The sequence below is a fragment of the Bacillus cereus genome, assembly GCF_002567495.1.
In the GTDB taxonomy this organism is placed as follows: Bacteria; Bacillota; Bacilli; order Bacillales; family Bacillaceae_G; genus Bacillus_A; species Bacillus_A cereus_AQ.
In genome coordinates this window covers 1-16511 of record NZ_NVAP01000071.1, presented here as the reverse complement: position 1 = coordinate 16511, position 16511 = coordinate 1, and the positions used below count along the sequence as shown (strand labels likewise).

Genomic DNA, 16511 nt, shown 5'->3' with positions numbered 1-16511 from the left:
TCATGTTAAATTAATAAGACATTAAATAAATGAGGTGCTTTTTATGAAACAAGGATCAACACTCTTTTTAAAGACAGTTGTGATTCTGATCGGAATCCCCGTTCTTGCTATGTGCATTTTTTTAGTTCCTAAAATAGGAAACTTCGCCGCAGAATTATATCCGGATATTGCATATATTAAATATCTTGTATTTATCAACTTATACGCAACAGCAATACCTTATTACTTCGCTTTGTACCAAACATTTAACCTTTTAAACTATATTGATAAAAACAACGCATTCTCAAAGTTATCTGTTAAAGCTTTAAAAAATATTAAGTACAGTGCATTGGCAATTAGTGTATTATATGTATTAGGTATGCCACTTTTCTATCTCGTGGCAGAGAGAGATGACGCCCCTGGCATTATTATTATCGGAATGATTATGATTTTTGCTTCAATGGTAATCGCGGTCTTTGCTGCCGTTCTCCAAAGACTATTAAAAGATGCTATAGATATAAAATCAGAAAATGATTTAACGGTCTGAGGTGAATAATATGGCAATTATTATTAATATTGATGTAATGTTAGCGAAAAGAAAAATGAGTGTAACAGAGCTTTCGGAGAAGGTTGGAATTACAATGGCTAACCTTTCTATCTTGAAAAATGGAAAAGCAAAAGCAGTCCGTTTTTCAACTTTAGAAGCCATTTGTAAAGCATTAGAATGCCAACCTGGAGATATTTTAGAATATCAACCTGAAGATACCGAATAAAAAAAGTCCTTCTCGTATGAAGGACTCTTTTTATTTGGTATTACGGCGCAAAACTAATTTGACCAGTAAACAATAAGATAATTGCGATGATCCAAAATATAAAAAATGATGAGGACAGTATTAATGAAAGAATAGCAATCCCCTTCTTCTCTGTTTTTTTCGTCATTGTGATTATTGAAAGCATAATACCTACGCCTGTAAGAGCAATTGTAATATAATCTCCCACTATATTACCTGCATTCGCTATCCTTGTCGGTGTAATAAAAACGAACAGAAAACATAAAATGCCGATGAGTAAAGATACATAGCTTATTATACTGTACTTCTTTTTAGGAACTATTTCTGTTTTCATACTAATCCCACCCCTTCTATATAGCTATGAGTTTATATTAGCATGAATAACCATAATTTGGTTAATACAAAAAACAGATACAGTGAGAGCTTCCACTGTATCTGTTTTTTATTTAATAAATAAACCTGCTATTTCTTCTTTATCATTATACGTAATGATAAAGGTACGTTGTTCCTTACTATATTTCGCTACAAGAATAACAGTATATAAACCATCTTTTTCTTCAATCGATTGTTTTTCAATTTTTTCGAACGTACCAGCTTTCTCAATTACAGGTGTAAGATCTTTCATTTTTTCTTCTGGTAGTCCAGCTTTCATTTTACTATCAAATTTGTCGTGTATCTCTTTATACTTTGCTTCATTCAATAGTGATACAATTTCTTCCGCCTTCGGAATAAATTTTTTTGACGTACTTTCATCTACTTTATTACCCGTACAGGCTGCGAGCGCGAACATCGCAATAGCACTTATAATAATAAATAACATTTTTCTCATTTTAATACACCCCTTCTTTTTAAAATGAAACTATAACTAAAAACGAGTAAAGCACAAATTGCTATTGAAACTTCTGACATGCTTATCCCGCTTTTCCCTGGTACATATCGCAGCATAATACTTCCTAATGTATTTACAATCCCATGGATGAAAATTGCATATACAACATACCGAGGTTTCTTTTGAACGACAGCTTGCAATACAATGAAGGAAAGCCCAATATGGAGTATCATCGCAAAGAAGCGCTCAATTCCACCGACAAAATAACTATCTGTGTTTCCACTAACAGTTTGCGATAATAATAGAGATACAACAGGAATACCAACTATTAATATTGCCTCAATACCACCATGCCCTGCCCCAAATAAAAAACCAGACTGCCATCTCGTTGCTTCATAAAATAGCGCATTGCGATAAAACGAGCTATCTCTTCAAAAATACCAGCTGACAAACTAAGTAAAAGTACAAATAATACAGGCTGCATGGCGCTAAACATTTGAAAATCTGTGCTAGTTCCATTTAAATAATTGAGTATTGGTATGCGGATTAATATTTGTGATACAGCAAAAGCCAATACACCTAACATATATGGAATATATCGTTTCTTCCAAAAAGCATATAAAAGTGCAACAAGCGGTAAACCAAAGCTAATCATTGTTGTAAAAATAAGACCATTCATCTCGCTTCACCTCTTACTTGAAGTGTATAAAAATAAGTGAAGGAAGTATGTAGTTATTTCCTATTCGGTTTCATTTTCATCATAGATGGTCATTTCATCTCTTTTAATATGAATGTTTGCGTGAAATAAGGACTTACATAAGTTGTTTCTAACGTCGCGTTATTTGTTTTATTCATGATTCTTTTTAACGAGAATAATCCGTATCCTCTCGCCCCTTCTTTACTTGAATGGTTTTTCTCATAAATTTTTTGCAAATCAATCCCTTCACCCTTTGAACTATTACGCACAATAAAATATTGTCGTGAATCCATTTCAAAGAATGCGATTTGCAATATCTTTTCCTCGCTATGTACTGCTTCCTCAATCGCATTGTCTACTAAAACTGAGATGATGCGAATAAATGAAATGATTGTCATCGAAATACTTTCAATTTTCTCCGGTATATCAAGAATTACTTTTATTTGTTGTTGTTGGGCAGTGCCAACTTTCGCTCTTAATACACTTCTCACTTCAGGAATATGTATACGCGATAATTTTGCAATATCAAGTTCATGATCATTTATTGTTTTTAATGTAGGAGCTATAACATCATAATACACTTGCTCAATTTCTTTCACATTATTTGTACGTATTCCCTCTTCTAACGATAGTAATACATTCATATAATCATGACGGAAACTAGCGAGCTCATCATGCATATCCTCTAATTTCTCCACATAATCCAATAACTCTTTATCTAAACGTTTTTCGTGCTCTTCTCGCAACTTTTCTTTCGATAGGTGTGAGCTTATTAGTACAATGATTATTAATGATAAAAATACAATAATCGCTGAAATATAACTTACTTCACTGTATTGTTGATTTAATTGTGCTAAAAACTCAATAGATGGCCTAGTTAAAATTAGTTCAATAATAAATCCGATAATTAATAATATATAAGTTACATAGTATAGCGGACTATCTACTATATATTGAGCAATTTTTTGAATTCTTTTACGAGCTACTAAAATACCGATAAAAGTAAGGATTGATACAATAAGATGGATAATGCTACCTGTCCATAAATATAAATTGAATGGCGTTAACATAAAGGTTTTCATTCCTAAATCGAAAAGCAACATTTTCACTAACGTTATAATCACCATACTCACTAGTGCAAAATATACATTATGCTTAAATTTCAATTCATTTTGCATTAACCCTAAACTTATTAGAAATAACACAATTGTACTATTCAACTCTGGATATCTCGTTACTGTTACGACAATAACAAGCAAAATAATGAATACAGTACTTAAAGCTATTAACATTCTAACTGACAATCTGTTGTACCGGATTAATTGAATGTATAAAAACGTATGGCTCATACTAGTAAGCAGTATTGCAAATAAATCATAAATATACATTACATCTCACCCTTTAACATTTTACGTACTTTACTCACTAAACGACGTGATACTGGAATACGTTTCCCACTTTTTAAAACTATCATTTTTTGCTTCGCATCATAAGAAGACATTTGCTTCGTATTCACGATATATGATTGATGACAACGAAATAAACGTTCATCTATTAATTCAATTTCTTTTAAAGTGCCGTAAAAATAAACCATTCGATCTAACGTCACTAATGCTAAACGATGTGGTTCATCGGTCATAATATATTCAACTTCTTGAAATGGAACTCGCACAGTCGCATTACTGTTTTCAACGATAAAATCATCGGATGGAATGATATGCTTATTATGCGCTTCATATTGGAGTAAACATTGTTCAAAAACTTTATATCGCTCTTCGTACGGCAACCCTTTATCAATGAAAGTTAAAGCCGATACCATGTACTGATAGGAAATAGGTGCAAATTCAGAATGTGTCGTTACAAACACAATAATCCCTTGCGTATCATACTTTCGTATTTCTTGCGCCACTTGTAAACCTTTACGCTCTTCTCTTTTTATCTCTATATCTAAAAAATAGATTGGAACATACTTCGCCTTTGGAATATTATTAATGATGTTGTAACTTTTACTAGTTACCTCAATAAAGTCAAAAGGTAACATATATTTTTCACAAACCTCCTCAACTAACCGCTTCATTTGCTGTGCTTGTATGACATCATCTTCTAAAATGAAAATACTCATGTGATCACTCTCTTTTTTGAAATCTATTATTAGAATAACATGACTACTTACAAATACTGAATAATATTTACTGAATTTTCATACACACCTGGTAATTTATATCTTTTTTTCTATATATTATAAAGGCATTTAAAGTACTATTATAGAATATGGATTAGAGGTGATTTTTAATGACTAATATACAAATCGAAATAAATATACTAAATAAATGGATTGAACAATTTCTACCTGAATATGATTTATACTTTTTCCCTAAAAAGTATGGAACAGTAGTAGAGCATTTCACTTCTAATACTTTACTTATGCCTAAAGAGGAATTTTCTAACCATACCATTTTTAACAATATTGATAGTAGAAATAGCTATCAGGTATGGAATATTCATAAGGACATTCAATTTGTTTGTGTAGCAAACCCTAGTTTAATTATGCAATGGGACAAAGAAACACGCGAAAGTATTTTCCAAATTCAATTTGAAGTTAATAGAGGCTCTATTTATGAATGGGATATGATTGAATGCGTACTAGAAGATATACCATCTCCTTCAGATAAAGTAGCTATATTACAACATGTATCTCCTTATTCATTTACATATGATTCGAAGCGTTATATAAGTATGCAAAAATCACTATGGGATAACTTACATAAAGAGTTTCAATATGAATTTTTACTTCTATTAACAAAACAATTTGTTTATCAAACTGCATTAAGTAAAGAGCAAATCAAAAAATTCGAAAATAGTTTTCCCCATATCGCTCCCTATTTTAATTCTTTTTCAACTGCAAACGGGGCAAATTGTCTTGCAGCTACCTTAGCGAGTATTTGTACCGAAAAATCTGAGGCAAAATGGATTATTACGAAATGGGTACATGATAATAGCTTTCTAAAAGGTTTACAAATAAAACGGTATAGATTAAAATCAGCTTCTATCGATTCTTTACAACCTAGCGATATCCTGGTTTGGAAAAATGAAAAGAACAAAATACTACACGCTTCTTTTCATGTAGGCGACGGCTATTTCTTTAATAAAGATGGACAATCATTCTTTAATCCATGGCAATTGGTACATATAGAAGACTTGTTGAATACATGGTGGAACGAACGTATTGAAGTGTATAGAAAATAAAAAGAAATAGCTCAAATAATTAAAGACTGTACCTTTTAATTAATAGATACAGTCTTTATTAATAACTTATTTTATAAAGAAAACTCTCTATCATTCACTACCTTAAAAAATTCCGAATAATGCGCTAAAGAATAATCCGCTACATCACAATTCCCTTGAAACATACATGTTGAAATACCTAACTCTTTTGCAGGTATTAAATCTAACTCCCTGTCTCCAATAGCTAAATCAATATTATGCTTTTTATGTAAATGATCATAAGCTAAAGAGTTGGGCTTTCGGGGAAAGCCATCGTCAATTGTAACCATATCTACAAAGTATTTTTCCCAGCCATAATATTTTAAAATGTCCATAACTCCAGCCCTATGTTTATGGGTCATAATCACATTTTTATCTGCAAATTTCAAAACCTCTTCGACACCTGCAAAAGGTTTCATATCTTTTGGAGTGAATTTCCCCTTCAAAACTTTAATCTTTTCTTCCTGCTCGTATGAAATATTATAATACTGAATTGCATGAGAGTATGATATTTTTAAGTTTTTGTATATTTCTTGTTTTTCTACTGAATCCCCTAATATTTCAGAAAGCATCATTGTATATGCAGGATACGTATCAAATAACGTCCCATCAAAATCCCATAAAATATTCATTCTATTCACCTTCTATTTTCAAATCATTGGATGACTAAATCCGCCCGATCCTTCGGCAATTCCGATTCTAAGTAATAATTCTCTGCTTTCCAATACCTGTTTTCAAACTTCGAAAGGTTCTTCTGCGTTTCCTCACTCTCACGTAGAAACCTTGTCTCTCTAGGACAATCTAAATACACCATATAATGAAAGAAATCTCTCCATTCTTTTCGCTGTAGAAAAACTCCTTCAATAACAATTACACCGACTATAGGGACCTGTACTTTTTTCATTTCGCATAAGTCTGTATCCTCTTGATAAAAAGGCAGAGTCAATTTTGTTTCATATTGTAACTTCTGAAAAAACTTCTGCCTCAAGTATGCAATATCCCACTGTAAATAATAATACTCATACCATTCTTCATATCCTGTATGATAGCGTTTATTACGCTCCACTATATGATCATCAATATGAAAAATATGAAACGGGATGCCCTCTTGTTTCATATTTTCTTTTAAATTTGCTACGAATGTTGTTTTTCCAGATCGACTTAAACCATCTATACCTAAAATGAATCTATTTTCCCTATGCTTCTTCATAATCGTTATAAGTTCGTTTGTACTCATTACTTCTTCCACTCTTCTTTTAATAAAGAATATAAAATGGTATCATGAGCAACTCCATTTTGAATCATATGTTTTCGAAGTAATCCTTCTTCTTGAAATCCTGCTTTTATTAATAATTTTTGAGAAGCTTTATTTTCTACATATACAACCGCTGCGATTCTTATTAGTTGCAGTATTTCAAATCCATAAGCTAAAATCGCTTGTAATGCTTCTGATGCGTAGCCCTGTCCCCAATATGTATCATCTAATTCATAACCAATTTCAGCTCGTCTATGATGATTGTTAATTAAATGAAATCCGCACGTCCCAATTAATTGGCCCGTCCCTTTTTTCTCGATTCCCCAGCGAAATACACTTCCTTCTTCATAACGATTATTAAACGTTTGAATCGTTGTTTTCGCCTGCTCAATATTTTCAAAAGAATCCATCCCGAAATAACGTATAACAGATTCTTTTGAAAAATAACGGAACATCGTTTCTGCATCTAATAGTGTAAGTTCTCTTAATCGCAAACGTTCTGTTTCTAGTTTCGGAAATCCCATCTCTCTTTCTCCCTCTATTCTAATGAACTGCAAATTTCAATATAATTTCCATCTGGATCAGCAATATATGCAATTGTTTGTCCCCACGGTTTTACAATTGGTTCAACTAAAATCTTAATACCTTGTTCTCTAAATTGCTCAATCGTTTCTTGTACATTCTCAACAACGAATCCTAATTCGAAATGCGAAGACTGTAATTCACCTTCTGTAAGTGGTAGTCCTGTTAATTCTTTCACATCTTCTCGTGTATTCATTGCTAAAATTGTAGATCCAGTATTAAATTCAATATATGTACCGTGCTCTGCTTTTATAGGTAATTGTAAAATATCTTTATAGAACCTTAAACATTCTTCAAATTTTTCTACATATAAAATGATGTACTTCATTTTTAAATTCATTTTACATCCCCCTTTATATCCATCCCTAAAATTTCGACAAAAGCCTCATAAAAACCTTGTTTCTTATAGTAACGAACAAAAAAAATGAGACCGATTTCTCGGCCCCCCAGCTTATTGGCATAAAACAGGAGATTTGGTTTGGACATAACCAGTTCGTACTTTTATTATATTTTATTTTTTCTGAATTTTAAATACATTAAACACCTATTTATATTGAGAAAGTTTTTTGCTTGCATAAAATTAAAGATTTTAAGAAAGAATACAAATGGAGGTGTATACATATGGAACCAATGCTATGTCCAAGCTGTAAAACGAACCGTACTCGCTTTAATATTCTTGAGCAACAAGTAAAACCAGTCAAATTAAATCCACAAACTGGTCAAGTAGAAGAAGAATACACAAATGAAACAATGAACGCTTTTCATATGGCCTATCAAGGACCTACTTATCGCGTCCAATGCGCTGTATGTGGGCTTGTTGAAAACCCAGAACAATTTATTAAACCTGCTCAAAATCAGTCTTTCTAATAATTTCATTACTATCCCTTGTAGAAATAGATTTTTCTATAAGGGATTTTTTCGTTTAATACGATAATAAAAAAAATTTCTTCCTTATTATATGTTAAACTTCACACTCTTTTGTTAATGTTCATAAAAGGGTAACGCATCAAACAATGTTAATATATAGGATTCTGAATAATTTTAACTGGTGGTTATTATTGAGAATCCTTTCTTGTTCATTTATGATTTTTTTAATTTAATAAACTACTTGTTTGTTAACTGGTATTTCTAGGCCGTAATTATATAGTTTTTATTATGTAAAAAAGAATGAACAAATTACATTTGTATAGAGACAAAAGAAGTTGATTCCGGTAATTTACTTCTTTTAAACTCCACTCTTTATTATAATATTTCACTTTTTAATTTCTTAATTTTCCAAGAGATTCTTATAAAGAAGTAGATCCACATACAGCCTGTAAGACCGGTCATAACTTTCGCCCAAATTGGCACTCTTGATTCCATCGGGCTTAAAAACAGGTTATACATTGATGGTAATATACTTGCTGATATAATAACAAGGAATAGTAATAATTCATTTAATTTTTGTATCCTCGTCTCTTTTTCTGAATATATATCTGGCAATTCATTTACCTCTTCTACTTCTTTACAAAAATAATTCCATCTTGTGAAACTTGTTACGCGTTTCCAACCTGACATTTCATATATTTCGAAATACTCTTGTTGTTTTTCTTTTGAATCTCTGTAAGCCAATCTAAAATCTGCTTTATATATTACATCTTTCGGCTCAGTTTTCTTAAACGTATACATTAAATTATATTTTTGTAATCCCCAACCATGTTGATGCATCTTTCTTAAAAAAGCTTCTTCTTTTTCTAAATTCCATGCCGTAAAAAATCTGAATACCCTTTTCGTCTCCATCTTCCATTCACTCCCCTAATATACTATTTCCATTCCTTACAGATCTCTGTAACCTGTTATACTCAAGCTCTAACACTTCTCTCCCAAACGTCGTTAACTCATAGCACTTCTTTCTATCTGTTGAGGCAACTTCAACAATTAATTTCTCTTTTAATAACTTCGTCGTATTCCCGTATAAAGTTCCAGGACCGAGCTTTACTTCCCCATTTGTCATCTCTTCTACCATTTGCATAATTCCATATCCGTGCATTGGTTTCACTAGTGATAACAGTATGTAATATGTCGCCTCAGTTAAAGGAATGTATTTTCTCGCTTTCGTATTCATTATAACCACCTCCGATACATCGCTTTATGATATATCGACTCGCGATATACCGCATACCGATATTATATATTCGCATTCCAAAATATGCAAGAGTATAATTTAATAATCAAATATTTATTTCTTTGGATTGAAAAACCATACCAATTTTCTGAATAATTTGTTAAAATATAGAAATATCCGTTTATATTTTGAAAGGAATGATACATATGATAAATAAATTGAAAGAAAACATAGGATCCGTTTTTGTCGGCAAAGAAAATGTTATTGATCTATTACTCGTTTCGCTGCTTGCTGATGGACATGTATTGCTCGAAGACGTGCCTGGTACTGGGAAAACATTACTGGCGAAAACTATTTCAAAAAGTATTGGTGGTACTTTTTCTCGCGTTCAATTTACCCCTGATGTACTTCCAAGTGATGTAACAGGTATTGAATATTTCAACCCAAAAACAAGTGAATTTGAGTTAAGAATTGGACCAGTTTTGACAAACATTTTACTAGCAGATGAAATTAACCGTGCAATGCCGAGAACACAGTCTAGTTTGTTAGAAGCGATGGAAGAACGACAAGTGACGCTTGAAAAACAGTCTACGCCTCTTCCGAAACCGTTCTTTGTTATTGCGACGCAAAACCCAATTGAATCACAAGGGACTTTCCCTCTTCCAGATGCACAGCTTGATCGCTTTTTAATGACGATTTCAATCGGTTATCCTACTCCTGAAGATGAGTTACAAATGATGCGACGTTTTCGTAACGATATACCATTAGAACGTGTCACACCTGTTATCTCATTAGAAGATATATTAGAATCACAGAAACGAGTAAAAGAAATTTTCATATCAGAACCGTTAGAACATTACATAATTAAACTTGCGCAAGCTACTCGAAATCACGATTATATCGCTAACGGTGTAAGCCCACGTGCCACACTTTCTTTAGTGCGCGCAGTTCAAGCATTAGCCTTCTTACGCGGGAGAGAATATTGCACCCCTGAAGATATACAATTTTTAGCTCCTTCTGTTTGGAATCACCGTATTGTCTTATCAATGGAAGGTGCTTTACGCACGACAAAAAATGATATTATGCAAAGTATTTTAAAAGAAATTGACGTACCTGTGGAGATTGAGCAAGCATGAATGGACAGCGCGTTGTAACTGTACCTTTATTTTTTCAACTCCATATTATTCAACTAACTGTGCCAGGCGCTATACTATTTACGTTTTTTATGCCGCAACGAATCATTATGTTTCTCTTTTTCTCCTATTATTTATTTGCGATTTTCATTTATAAATATGTCGCTTACATAGAGAAAAAATTCCAAGTAATTAACGAAAAACAAACAACTCGACTTTTCCCTGATGAATTTGGACAGTTTTTTATTCATTTAAAAAATGGTGCAAACATACCACTCGTTACTGGTGTTTGTTATTTTCATTTAGATTCGTCTCTTATACAGCATAAAGATCAAGGTATTGAACAAATATCAAAAACGTTATTCTCTTTTCCATTTTCACAACCTGCACATTCGGCGCAAAAGTGGGATTTAACATTAACCGCAACGAAACGTGGTGTGTTTCAAATTGAACAGTTTGAATGTGTATTAAAAGACCCTTTTCATTTATTAACTGTACACTTACCCGTTTTCGATAAGTTAAAAACTGAAATTATTGTGTACCCTTCTCCTAAAGAAGTCGCAGGGTTGCAAGAACTTCAGCAGCTTCTAACTGGTTCTTATCGAACGAATTTTTCTTTTTACAATGATGAAACATCTATTATCGGTGTTAAACGATATGAGCGTGAGTCTTTCCGCTCTATTCATTGGAAGGCATCTGCTAAAATGCAGGAATTACAAGCGAAGCAATATGAACCTGTAAAAAATTATAGTTGGACCATTTGTCTTTCTTTAGCTGCCGATCGCGGGTTTGGTTGGAAAGATAATGTTGAAGATTTAATTTCATTTGCAACATACATTTGCCAATATGCAACGAAGCAGCAAATACCGTTTGAATTATTTATTAGTGTATTAGCAGAAGGTGGTGCATTACATTTATCCTTACATGAAGGGCAAACACAATATGCAAAAGCGTTAGAAGAATTAGCACGTATTTCAGATGATAGTACGTTACTTCCGAAACAAGGATTCCTTCATTATGTAACAAGAAAGAGAGAACGTTCGTCTACAATGATATACATTGGTTTACAGAGAAATGAACTCCCTCTTCTCTCGCAGCCAACGTTTCTCATTAATAGTGAAGGGATGGTGGAATCGGTTGAAAACTTGGCTCTATCACGTTAATGACTTTATTCTGCTTCTCCTCCTTTCATTATTAACAGAAAGGGATGACCTTGTTGCTATTACCATATTTTTAGCAACAGGCTATGTAGGCGTATTTCTTATTCATAAATTCACGAAGAAAAAAACAACAGGATTTGTCATACTGTTCATTACTCAAATAATCGGTTGTGCTTTCCTTCTCACATTCTCTCTATTCAGCACAATTATGTTACCGCTTTTTTTCTTTATCGTACATGTAGTTGGACCAGGATATCCGGTACAAAAATCATTAGGCGGTATTATATGGTTCGTCTTTTCAGCCATATTTTATGCGCCCTTTCCACCATTATGGAAACTGTTACTATTAGTGTTACACATTATGGTTACATTTTGGTTAACAGGTTCAAATCGTAATCAACAGCTATTACGTTTCACTTCCATCATTACCATTGGTGTAATGAGTATAATACTTGTTCAAGTGTTCCCTTTCATTCGGCTTATTTTTTCGTATATCATAGAAACAGTTGCATTAGGATTCGGATACGCCATCAATCCATTATTTTCAGCAGCTGCGTTAAATGAAACAGACGATTTTTGGTCAAATAAAGGCAATCTAAAAGACCCTACAATTAAGGATGAATTGGAACCACATCCTTTTGATCCAACACTCATAAATAGCATTACAATATTAGTTTGTACAGTCATTGCTATTTACGTCGTTTGGAAAATAATTAAAAAACGAAAACATTTAAGTTTACCAAATATGCCCGCCTTCGAATCTACTATCATTACTGATAAAGAAGGAATGAGCCAAAATCGTTTTAAACGAAATAAACCTCCACATAACGAAATTCGGAAGGAAATTTTCAAGCTAGAGAGTAAGTTAACCCCTCCTTTAAATAGAAAACGGGGAGAAACTGTTGAGGCTTGGCTAGAAAGAATAAACGATGAAGAAGATGTAAATATTCAAAGTGATATTATTATAGATGCTTATAATACTGTGCGTTATTCAAATGGTGAAAGTACTGTACTTCTGCATGAATTTAAGGAAGAGATTCATAAGCTTTATGCATATCAAAAACATTTGAAGAAAAGAAAGAAATAAGACCACAAAAAGACTCCTATTTTTTCATTCACGGGCTCAGTTTAGTGAGAGAAAAATGCTAATAACCATTAGAAATAACACAATAATTTGTATGCATTTTGCATTATAAATAGCAAACTAAAACGCTCAGAAAATATTCTGAGCGTTTTTATTTCCTTCTTCAACTAAAGCACCCGTTAGCGTAAGTACAACATTTCACAATATGTTACTTTAAGTATCAAAAACAACGATGCCTTTTTAAAGAATTGCACCAGTTAATGTAAAAAGCTATTTCACCATTTGTATTGTTAACTTATCTTTTAACATTGAGCTATATGAGTCAATTTCATATTTTGTATTATTGATTTTTTCTTTTTTCATTTTTAACATATCGAATATTTCTAACTCTAAATTCCTTCTAGCTTCAAGAACTTTTATCGCTCCTTCTACACCTGAATGGTTATGTTCTTTCCCATAGCCTTGGTTAGTGTAATAATCGACAATTCCTGTGGACCATTCTGGAGTTCTTTCTTTTAATGCCTTCCTAAATGAAAATTCAAGATTATCTTGTTCTACATACAATAACATTGGATTTAAATTCTCTATGATTTTTGCAACTTTCATTACATAATTTATTATTTTTTCTTTTTGTTCACCATATTTAATCATCCCAATCGTTAATGGATTTTGTATGAAACAACATTCAAAGATATAAACCTTATTGTCTTCTAGAACACTTTCAGCAAAGTCATTCCATTTGTCAGCAATTAATTCAACATTTTTACCGAATGGCAATTCATATATATCATTTTTTGAAATATTGTTAAATAATTCGTCCGAAAACTGATCACCAAACTCATTTTTTATCTTTCTGTATGGTAATAAATAATTGCTTCCTTTTTTTAGAACTCTTTTAAGAAGCACTTCTTTAAAATCTCCACTGTTAGATAATAATCTATCGAATTCAAATTTATTAAAACAAGATACACCATCATAGTCGGCTGGGTGGTTCAAATTCCCCTCTAAAAATAGTTCAACTTCAATTTTATTTTGGATTAGAATTTCATTTATTAGCTTTGCAGTGGTTGATTTTCCAAATCCAGGTAAACCTTCTACTATTATTAGTTTTGTATTCATAGTTATAAATCCCTTCCTTCAAAGTATTTAACCAAGATTAAAAAAATCACTTACTTCACTGCAATCACCCCTTCAAAATATGATATTCACCATTTCCTTTGAAGACTCCTTGTTAAAGTAACTTGACTGTTAGTTTAAGAACATTTTTTCACAATTTCTATAATTATTTTAACATAAATTTTCCATTTACCTTTTTAAAAAATATAGTCCACCATTATTTGAGTGAACTATCTAAAGTAAATTATATCTTTTAAATCAAACACTTTGTCAGTAATCCCAAATCATTGTGCTGGTGTTTTTACTGTTTTCTTTTTCCCTTCCTTTGTGGTAAATGGCATACAAAAGTTATAATGGTTTCGAATTATCGTTAGAGCCATTTGTGCGTATTTTGGATTAAAATTAGAATAGATATAACTTTTACCATCTCCACGAGCTGTCATTAAAGGTTTTTCTAAACAACCAATTTAGCAATGATTTTAGTATATAAAATAGCAAGAGTACATAAATTTATGTACCTTTGCTATTTACCTTGTTATTTAGAACGCTATTTAACTACATAAAGGTGCTTAAACATTGTAATAACAATAAAGTGAAACTTTAATCAATGGGGTTTTGTTCATCCCCCACTGATTATTACCCCTCACCAATCGGGCTTTTACGGGCAGCCCGACCCCCACCTAACTTCTTTGCTTTCGCTGAATTTTGAGGTGTGGGCCTTACTGCCCAGTAAATAGCTGGATAAAAAAAGAGATGCTAAATCATATGTGATTTACATCCCTAATTTGTTGTTATTTTATATTTTCTCTCCCGTAACTGAACCCGTTATTTATTCATAGGAGTCTTTTTATACTTCTACGTCACTTTTTAAATTGAAGCATTCTTCCCTGCTTCAATTTCTAATGACTCTTCATGCCACCAAAGTGTTTCTTCAGGGTCTTCTTTAGCGATTAGGTGTGCTTCTTTTTTCGTTTCTACTGTAGGATATGAACCTTTTAGCGCACGCCCTGAAGTCGTAACGAATAGTACACTAAATACAACTAATCCAATAATACTTACACCTGCTAAATAAAATGCCGGTGCTAGCGGGTTACCAGTTGCATGAACTAAGTATGAACATACGAGCGGTGTTGTTCCACCGAATATTGATACAGAAATATTAAATGAGATCGAAAGTGCTCGATAACGTACATCGGTGAAAAATAGTGATGGTAATAACGAAGGTAATGTTCCTTCATAAACACTTAAGAAGAAACCTAGTACGAAAATACCTGCAAATATAGCTGCAATATGTCCGTTACCTATTAGTAAAAATGCTGGAATTGCAAATACGGTTAAACCAAGTAAACCAATTTGCACGACGCGTTTATTACCAATTTTATCACTTAATTTACCGAAATAAAGTGCTAGCGGAATCATAAGTGCCATCGTAATTGAAATAATCAATAAGCCAGTTGTTTCTTTGACTTTAAGTACTTGAGTTAGATAAGAAGGAATATACGAAAGAATCATATAATTCGTAATATTAAAGAAGGCGACAATTACTGTGCTTAATAAGAAGTCTTTTTTGTGATATTTAATAATATCCATGAATGAAAATTGTTCATTGTCTTCAGATTCCTCTTGTGCTTTTTCCATCTCTTCAAAGATGGGAGATTCATCTAAATGACGGCGTAAATATAAACCGACCAAACCAATTGGTGCAGCTATTAAGAACGGAATACGCCATCCCCAGCTGAGCATTTGCTCATCTGTTAACAATAACGTCAAAATGGTAACAATTACCGAAGCAGCAATGTAACCTGAGAGTGTTCCAATTTCAAGACCACTACCGAGTATACCACGCTTTTTATCTGGAGAAGATTCTGCGATATAAACCATTGCACCTGAATATTCGCCGCCTGTAGAGAAGCCTTGAATCATTCGGGCAACTAAAAGTAGTATTGGTGCCCATACACCAATTTGTTCATAGGTTGGTAGTAATGCGATGAATAATGTAGAAAGTGCCATTAAAATAATAGTAGTACTTAACACGATTTTTCGGCCGTACTTATCTCCTATTCTACCAAAGAATACACCTCCGATTGGTCGAACGAGAAAGGCTGCTGCAAATGTACCGAATGTAAGTACAAGTTGCAATCCACTATTATCAACACCTGAGAAGAATAATTGACTTAAAATTACTGCTAAATACGCATATAATCCGAAGTCAAACCACTCCATTGCATTCCCAATACCAGTAGCAATTACTGCTTTCCTGGCTTGTTTAGGATTGACAATATTAACGTCTTGAGGTTCAAAATTTAAATCATTATTTTGTTGCATAAAATAAAACAGCTCCTTATTTAATTTAACTTCTTTAAGCACACCTTCTCTTATTGAATAAAATTAATTCGAAGCACTTAAGGAAAATTAATGTCTCCTTATCTGTTATTATTGTTTCACATAATTAATTATTTGTCCAATGAGATGCTCTCTATGTTAAGTAATTTACTATTATAAAAAGCTGAAGAAGGC

General features: G+C 32.5%; 19 protein-coding genes and 2 pseudogenes. 7 read left to right on the top strand and 14 right to left on the bottom strand.

What is annotated here, in order from left to right; genetic code table 11:
• Nucleotides 1–43: 43 nt before the first annotated feature.
• Together COK05_RS28415 and COK05_RS28410 are read left to right on the top strand one after the other, a co-directional pair.
• Nucleotides 44–526 carry a DUF2975 domain-containing protein gene (locus COK05_RS28415; RefSeq protein ID WP_098615194.1) on the top strand — a complete coding sequence of 161 codons (483 nt, stop codon included), beginning with the start codon at nucleotides 44–46 and terminating at the stop codon, nucleotides 524–526.
• Between the two features lie 10 nt (nucleotides 527–536).
• A complete protein-coding gene (locus tag COK05_RS28410; RefSeq protein ID WP_000974619.1) occupies nucleotides 537–752 on the top strand; it encodes a helix-turn-helix domain-containing protein in 216 nt (71 codons plus the stop codon).
• Nucleotides 753–792: 40 nt separating this feature from the next.
• Here the strand turns inward: COK05_RS28410 and COK05_RS28405 are convergent, their stop codons facing one another.
• The 5 genes and pseudogenes from COK05_RS28405 to COK05_RS28385 all read right to left on the bottom strand — a co-directional run bounded on the left by COK05_RS28405 (nucleotide 793) and on the right by COK05_RS28385 (nucleotide 4418).
• Complete coding sequence (locus COK05_RS28405; protein WP_000845559.1) at nucleotides 793–1104, bottom strand: hypothetical protein; 312 nt, start codon at nucleotides 1102–1104, stop codon at nucleotides 793–795.
• A gap of 108 nt (nucleotides 1105–1212) precedes the next feature.
• Complete coding sequence (locus COK05_RS28400; protein WP_098615193.1) at nucleotides 1213–1599, bottom strand: DUF3887 domain-containing protein; 387 nt, start codon at nucleotides 1597–1599, stop codon at nucleotides 1213–1215.
• Nucleotides 1596–2278, bottom strand: a pseudogene (locus tag COK05_RS28395) (YhfC family glutamic-type intramembrane protease). The gene COK05_RS28400 and the pseudogene COK05_RS28395 overlap by 4 nt, the downstream one beginning before the upstream one ends.
• Before the next feature lie 89 nt (nucleotides 2279–2367).
• Nucleotides 2368–3684: a GHKL domain-containing protein gene (locus COK05_RS28390; RefSeq protein ID WP_098615192.1), complete on the bottom strand. Its 1317-nt coding sequence runs from the start codon at nucleotides 3682–3684 to the stop codon at nucleotides 2368–2370.
• Nucleotides 3684–4418 (bottom strand): LytR/AlgR family response regulator transcription factor, encoded by a 735-nt coding sequence (locus COK05_RS28385; RefSeq protein WP_098615191.1) that lies wholly within the window; start codon nucleotides 4416–4418, stop codon nucleotides 3684–3686. The genes COK05_RS28390 and COK05_RS28385 overlap by 1 nt, the downstream gene beginning before the upstream one ends.
• 170 nt (nucleotides 4419–4588) lie before the next feature.
• Here COK05_RS28385 and COK05_RS28380 point away from each other — a divergent pair, with 170 nt between their 5' ends.
• A complete protein-coding gene (locus tag COK05_RS28380; RefSeq protein ID WP_098615190.1) occupies nucleotides 4589–5542 on the top strand; it encodes a hypothetical protein in 954 nt (317 codons plus the stop codon).
• 71 nt (nucleotides 5543–5613) lie between these two features.
• Here COK05_RS28380 and COK05_RS28375 read toward each other — a convergent pair whose 3' ends face one another.
• The 4 genes from COK05_RS28375 to COK05_RS28360 are packed head-to-tail and all read right to left on the bottom strand — an operon-like array spanning nucleotide 5614 to nucleotide 7737.
• Nucleotides 5614–6192, bottom strand: coding sequence for an HAD-IA family hydrolase (locus COK05_RS28375; RefSeq protein WP_098615189.1), 579 nt, complete (start codon nucleotides 6190–6192; stop codon nucleotides 5614–5616).
• A 23-nt stretch (nucleotides 6193–6215) separates the two neighbouring features.
• Nucleotides 6216–6797 (bottom strand): kinase, encoded by a 582-nt coding sequence (locus tag COK05_RS28370; RefSeq protein WP_098615188.1) that lies wholly within the window; start codon nucleotides 6795–6797, stop codon nucleotides 6216–6218.
• Complete coding sequence (locus COK05_RS28365; protein ID WP_098615187.1) at nucleotides 6797–7339, bottom strand: GNAT family N-acetyltransferase; 543 nt, start codon at nucleotides 7337–7339, stop codon at nucleotides 6797–6799. Before COK05_RS28365 ends, COK05_RS28370 begins: the two co-directional genes overlap by 1 nt.
• 14 nt (nucleotides 7340–7353) lie before the next feature.
• On the bottom strand, nucleotides 7354–7737 hold the full coding sequence (locus COK05_RS28360) for a VOC family protein (protein WP_098615186.1): 384 nt from the start codon (nucleotides 7735–7737) through the stop codon (nucleotides 7354–7356).
• A 281-nt stretch (nucleotides 7738–8018) separates the two neighbouring features.
• Here COK05_RS28360 and COK05_RS28355 point away from each other — a divergent pair, with 281 nt between their 5' ends.
• Nucleotides 8019–8264 carry a hypothetical protein gene (locus tag COK05_RS28355; RefSeq protein ID WP_000433609.1) on the top strand — a complete coding sequence of 82 codons (246 nt, stop codon included), beginning with the start codon at nucleotides 8019–8021 and terminating at the stop codon, nucleotides 8262–8264.
• Between the two features lie 375 nt (nucleotides 8265–8639).
• Here COK05_RS28355 and COK05_RS28350 read toward each other — a convergent pair whose 3' ends face one another.
• Entirely contained in the window at nucleotides 8640–9176 is a 537-nt protein-coding gene (locus COK05_RS28350) for a DUF2812 domain-containing protein (RefSeq protein WP_098615185.1), read from the bottom strand.
• Nucleotides 9177–9183: 7 nt separating this feature from the next.
• Nucleotides 9184–9501, bottom strand: a complete 318-nt coding sequence (locus COK05_RS28345; protein WP_098615184.1) for a PadR family transcriptional regulator — start codon at nucleotides 9499–9501, stop codon at nucleotides 9184–9186.
• A gap of 206 nt (nucleotides 9502–9707) precedes the next feature.
• Between COK05_RS28345 and COK05_RS28340 the strand changes: the two genes are divergently transcribed.
• From COK05_RS28340 to COK05_RS28330, 3 genes are read left to right on the top strand one after another with little or no spacing between them, the layout of a single operon-like run.
• Nucleotides 9708–10637, top strand: coding sequence for an AAA family ATPase (locus COK05_RS28340; RefSeq protein ID WP_098615183.1), 930 nt, complete (start codon nucleotides 9708–9710; stop codon nucleotides 10635–10637).
• On the top strand, nucleotides 10634–11797 hold the full coding sequence (locus COK05_RS28335) for a DUF58 domain-containing protein (protein WP_098615182.1): 1164 nt from the start codon (nucleotides 10634–10636) through the stop codon (nucleotides 11795–11797). Before COK05_RS28340 ends, COK05_RS28335 begins: the two co-directional genes overlap by 4 nt.
• Nucleotides 11772–12881 (top strand): DUF4018 domain-containing protein, encoded by a 1110-nt coding sequence (locus COK05_RS28330; RefSeq protein WP_098615181.1) that lies wholly within the window; start codon nucleotides 11772–11774, stop codon nucleotides 12879–12881. Before COK05_RS28335 ends, COK05_RS28330 begins: the two co-directional genes overlap by 26 nt.
• Before the next feature lie 267 nt (nucleotides 12882–13148).
• Here COK05_RS28330 and COK05_RS28325 read toward each other — a convergent pair whose 3' ends face one another.
• The 3 genes and pseudogenes from COK05_RS28325 to COK05_RS28315 form a co-directional block, all read right to left on the bottom strand.
• Nucleotides 13149–13997, bottom strand: a complete 849-nt coding sequence (locus COK05_RS28325) for a hypothetical protein (RefSeq protein ID WP_098615180.1) — start codon at nucleotides 13995–13997, stop codon at nucleotides 13149–13151.
• 281 nt (nucleotides 13998–14278) lie between these two features.
• A pseudogene (locus COK05_RS32260) lies at nucleotides 14279–14461 on the bottom strand (hypothetical protein); the annotation flags it as partial.
• A 400-nt stretch (nucleotides 14462–14861) separates the two neighbouring features.
• The gene (locus COK05_RS28315) at nucleotides 14862–16319 is read right to left on the bottom strand and encodes an MFS transporter (protein WP_098615179.1); all 1458 of its coding nucleotides are present in this window, start codon (nucleotides 16317–16319) and stop codon (nucleotides 14862–14864) included.
• Nucleotides 16320–16511 lie beyond the last annotated feature (192 nt).

What these genes read in the sequence shown, in the direction of transcription:
- COK05_RS28415 (WP_098615194.1), top strand. Translation starts at nt 44, where the DNA reads ATGAAACAAGGATCAACACTCTTTTTAAAGACAGTTGTGATTCTGATC.
- COK05_RS28410 (WP_000974619.1), top strand. Translation starts at nt 537, where the DNA reads ATGGCAATTATTATTAATATTGATGTAATGTTAGCGAAAAGAAAAATG.
- COK05_RS28405 (WP_000845559.1), bottom strand. Translation starts at nt 1,104, where the DNA reads ATGAAAACAGAAATAGTTCCTAAAAAGAAGTACAGTATAATAAGCTAT.
- COK05_RS28400 (WP_098615193.1), bottom strand. Translation starts at nt 1,599, where the DNA reads ATGAGAAAAATGTTATTTATTATTATAAGTGCTATTGCGATGTTCGCG.
- COK05_RS28390 (WP_098615192.1), bottom strand. Translation starts at nt 3,684, where the DNA reads ATGTATATTTATGATTTATTTGCAATACTGCTTACTAGTATGAGCCAT.
- COK05_RS28385 (WP_098615191.1), bottom strand. Translation starts at nt 4,418, where the DNA reads ATGAGTATTTTCATTTTAGAAGATGATGTCATACAAGCACAGCAAATG.
- COK05_RS28380 (WP_098615190.1), top strand. Translation starts at nt 4,589, where the DNA reads ATGACTAATATACAAATCGAAATAAATATACTAAATAAATGGATTGAA.
- COK05_RS28375 (WP_098615189.1), bottom strand. Translation starts at nt 6,192, where the DNA reads ATGAATATTTTATGGGATTTTGATGGGACGTTATTTGATACGTATCCT.
- COK05_RS28370 (WP_098615188.1), bottom strand. Translation starts at nt 6,797, where the DNA reads ATGAGTACAAACGAACTTATAACGATTATGAAGAAGCATAGGGAAAAT.
- COK05_RS28365 (WP_098615187.1), bottom strand. Translation starts at nt 7,339, where the DNA reads ATGGGATTTCCGAAACTAGAAACAGAACGTTTGCGATTAAGAGAACTT.
- COK05_RS28360 (WP_098615186.1), bottom strand. Translation starts at nt 7,737, where the DNA reads ATGAATTTAAAAATGAAGTACATCATTTTATATGTAGAAAAATTTGAA.
- COK05_RS28355 (WP_000433609.1), top strand. Translation starts at nt 8,019, where the DNA reads ATGGAACCAATGCTATGTCCAAGCTGTAAAACGAACCGTACTCGCTTT.
- COK05_RS28350 (WP_098615185.1), bottom strand. Translation starts at nt 9,176, where the DNA reads ATGGAGACGAAAAGGGTATTCAGATTTTTTACGGCATGGAATTTAGAA.
- COK05_RS28345 (WP_098615184.1), bottom strand. Translation starts at nt 9,501, where the DNA reads ATGAATACGAAAGCGAGAAAATACATTCCTTTAACTGAGGCGACATAT.
- COK05_RS28340 (WP_098615183.1), top strand. Translation starts at nt 9,708, where the DNA reads ATGATAAATAAATTGAAAGAAAACATAGGATCCGTTTTTGTCGGCAAA.
- COK05_RS28335 (WP_098615182.1), top strand. Translation starts at nt 10,634, where the DNA reads ATGAATGGACAGCGCGTTGTAACTGTACCTTTATTTTTTCAACTCCAT.
- COK05_RS28325 (WP_098615180.1), bottom strand. Translation starts at nt 13,997, where the DNA reads ATGAATACAAAACTAATAATAGTAGAAGGTTTACCTGGATTTGGAAAA.
- COK05_RS28315 (WP_098615179.1), bottom strand. Translation starts at nt 16,319, where the DNA reads ATGCAACAAAATAATGATTTAAATTTTGAACCTCAAGACGTTAATATT.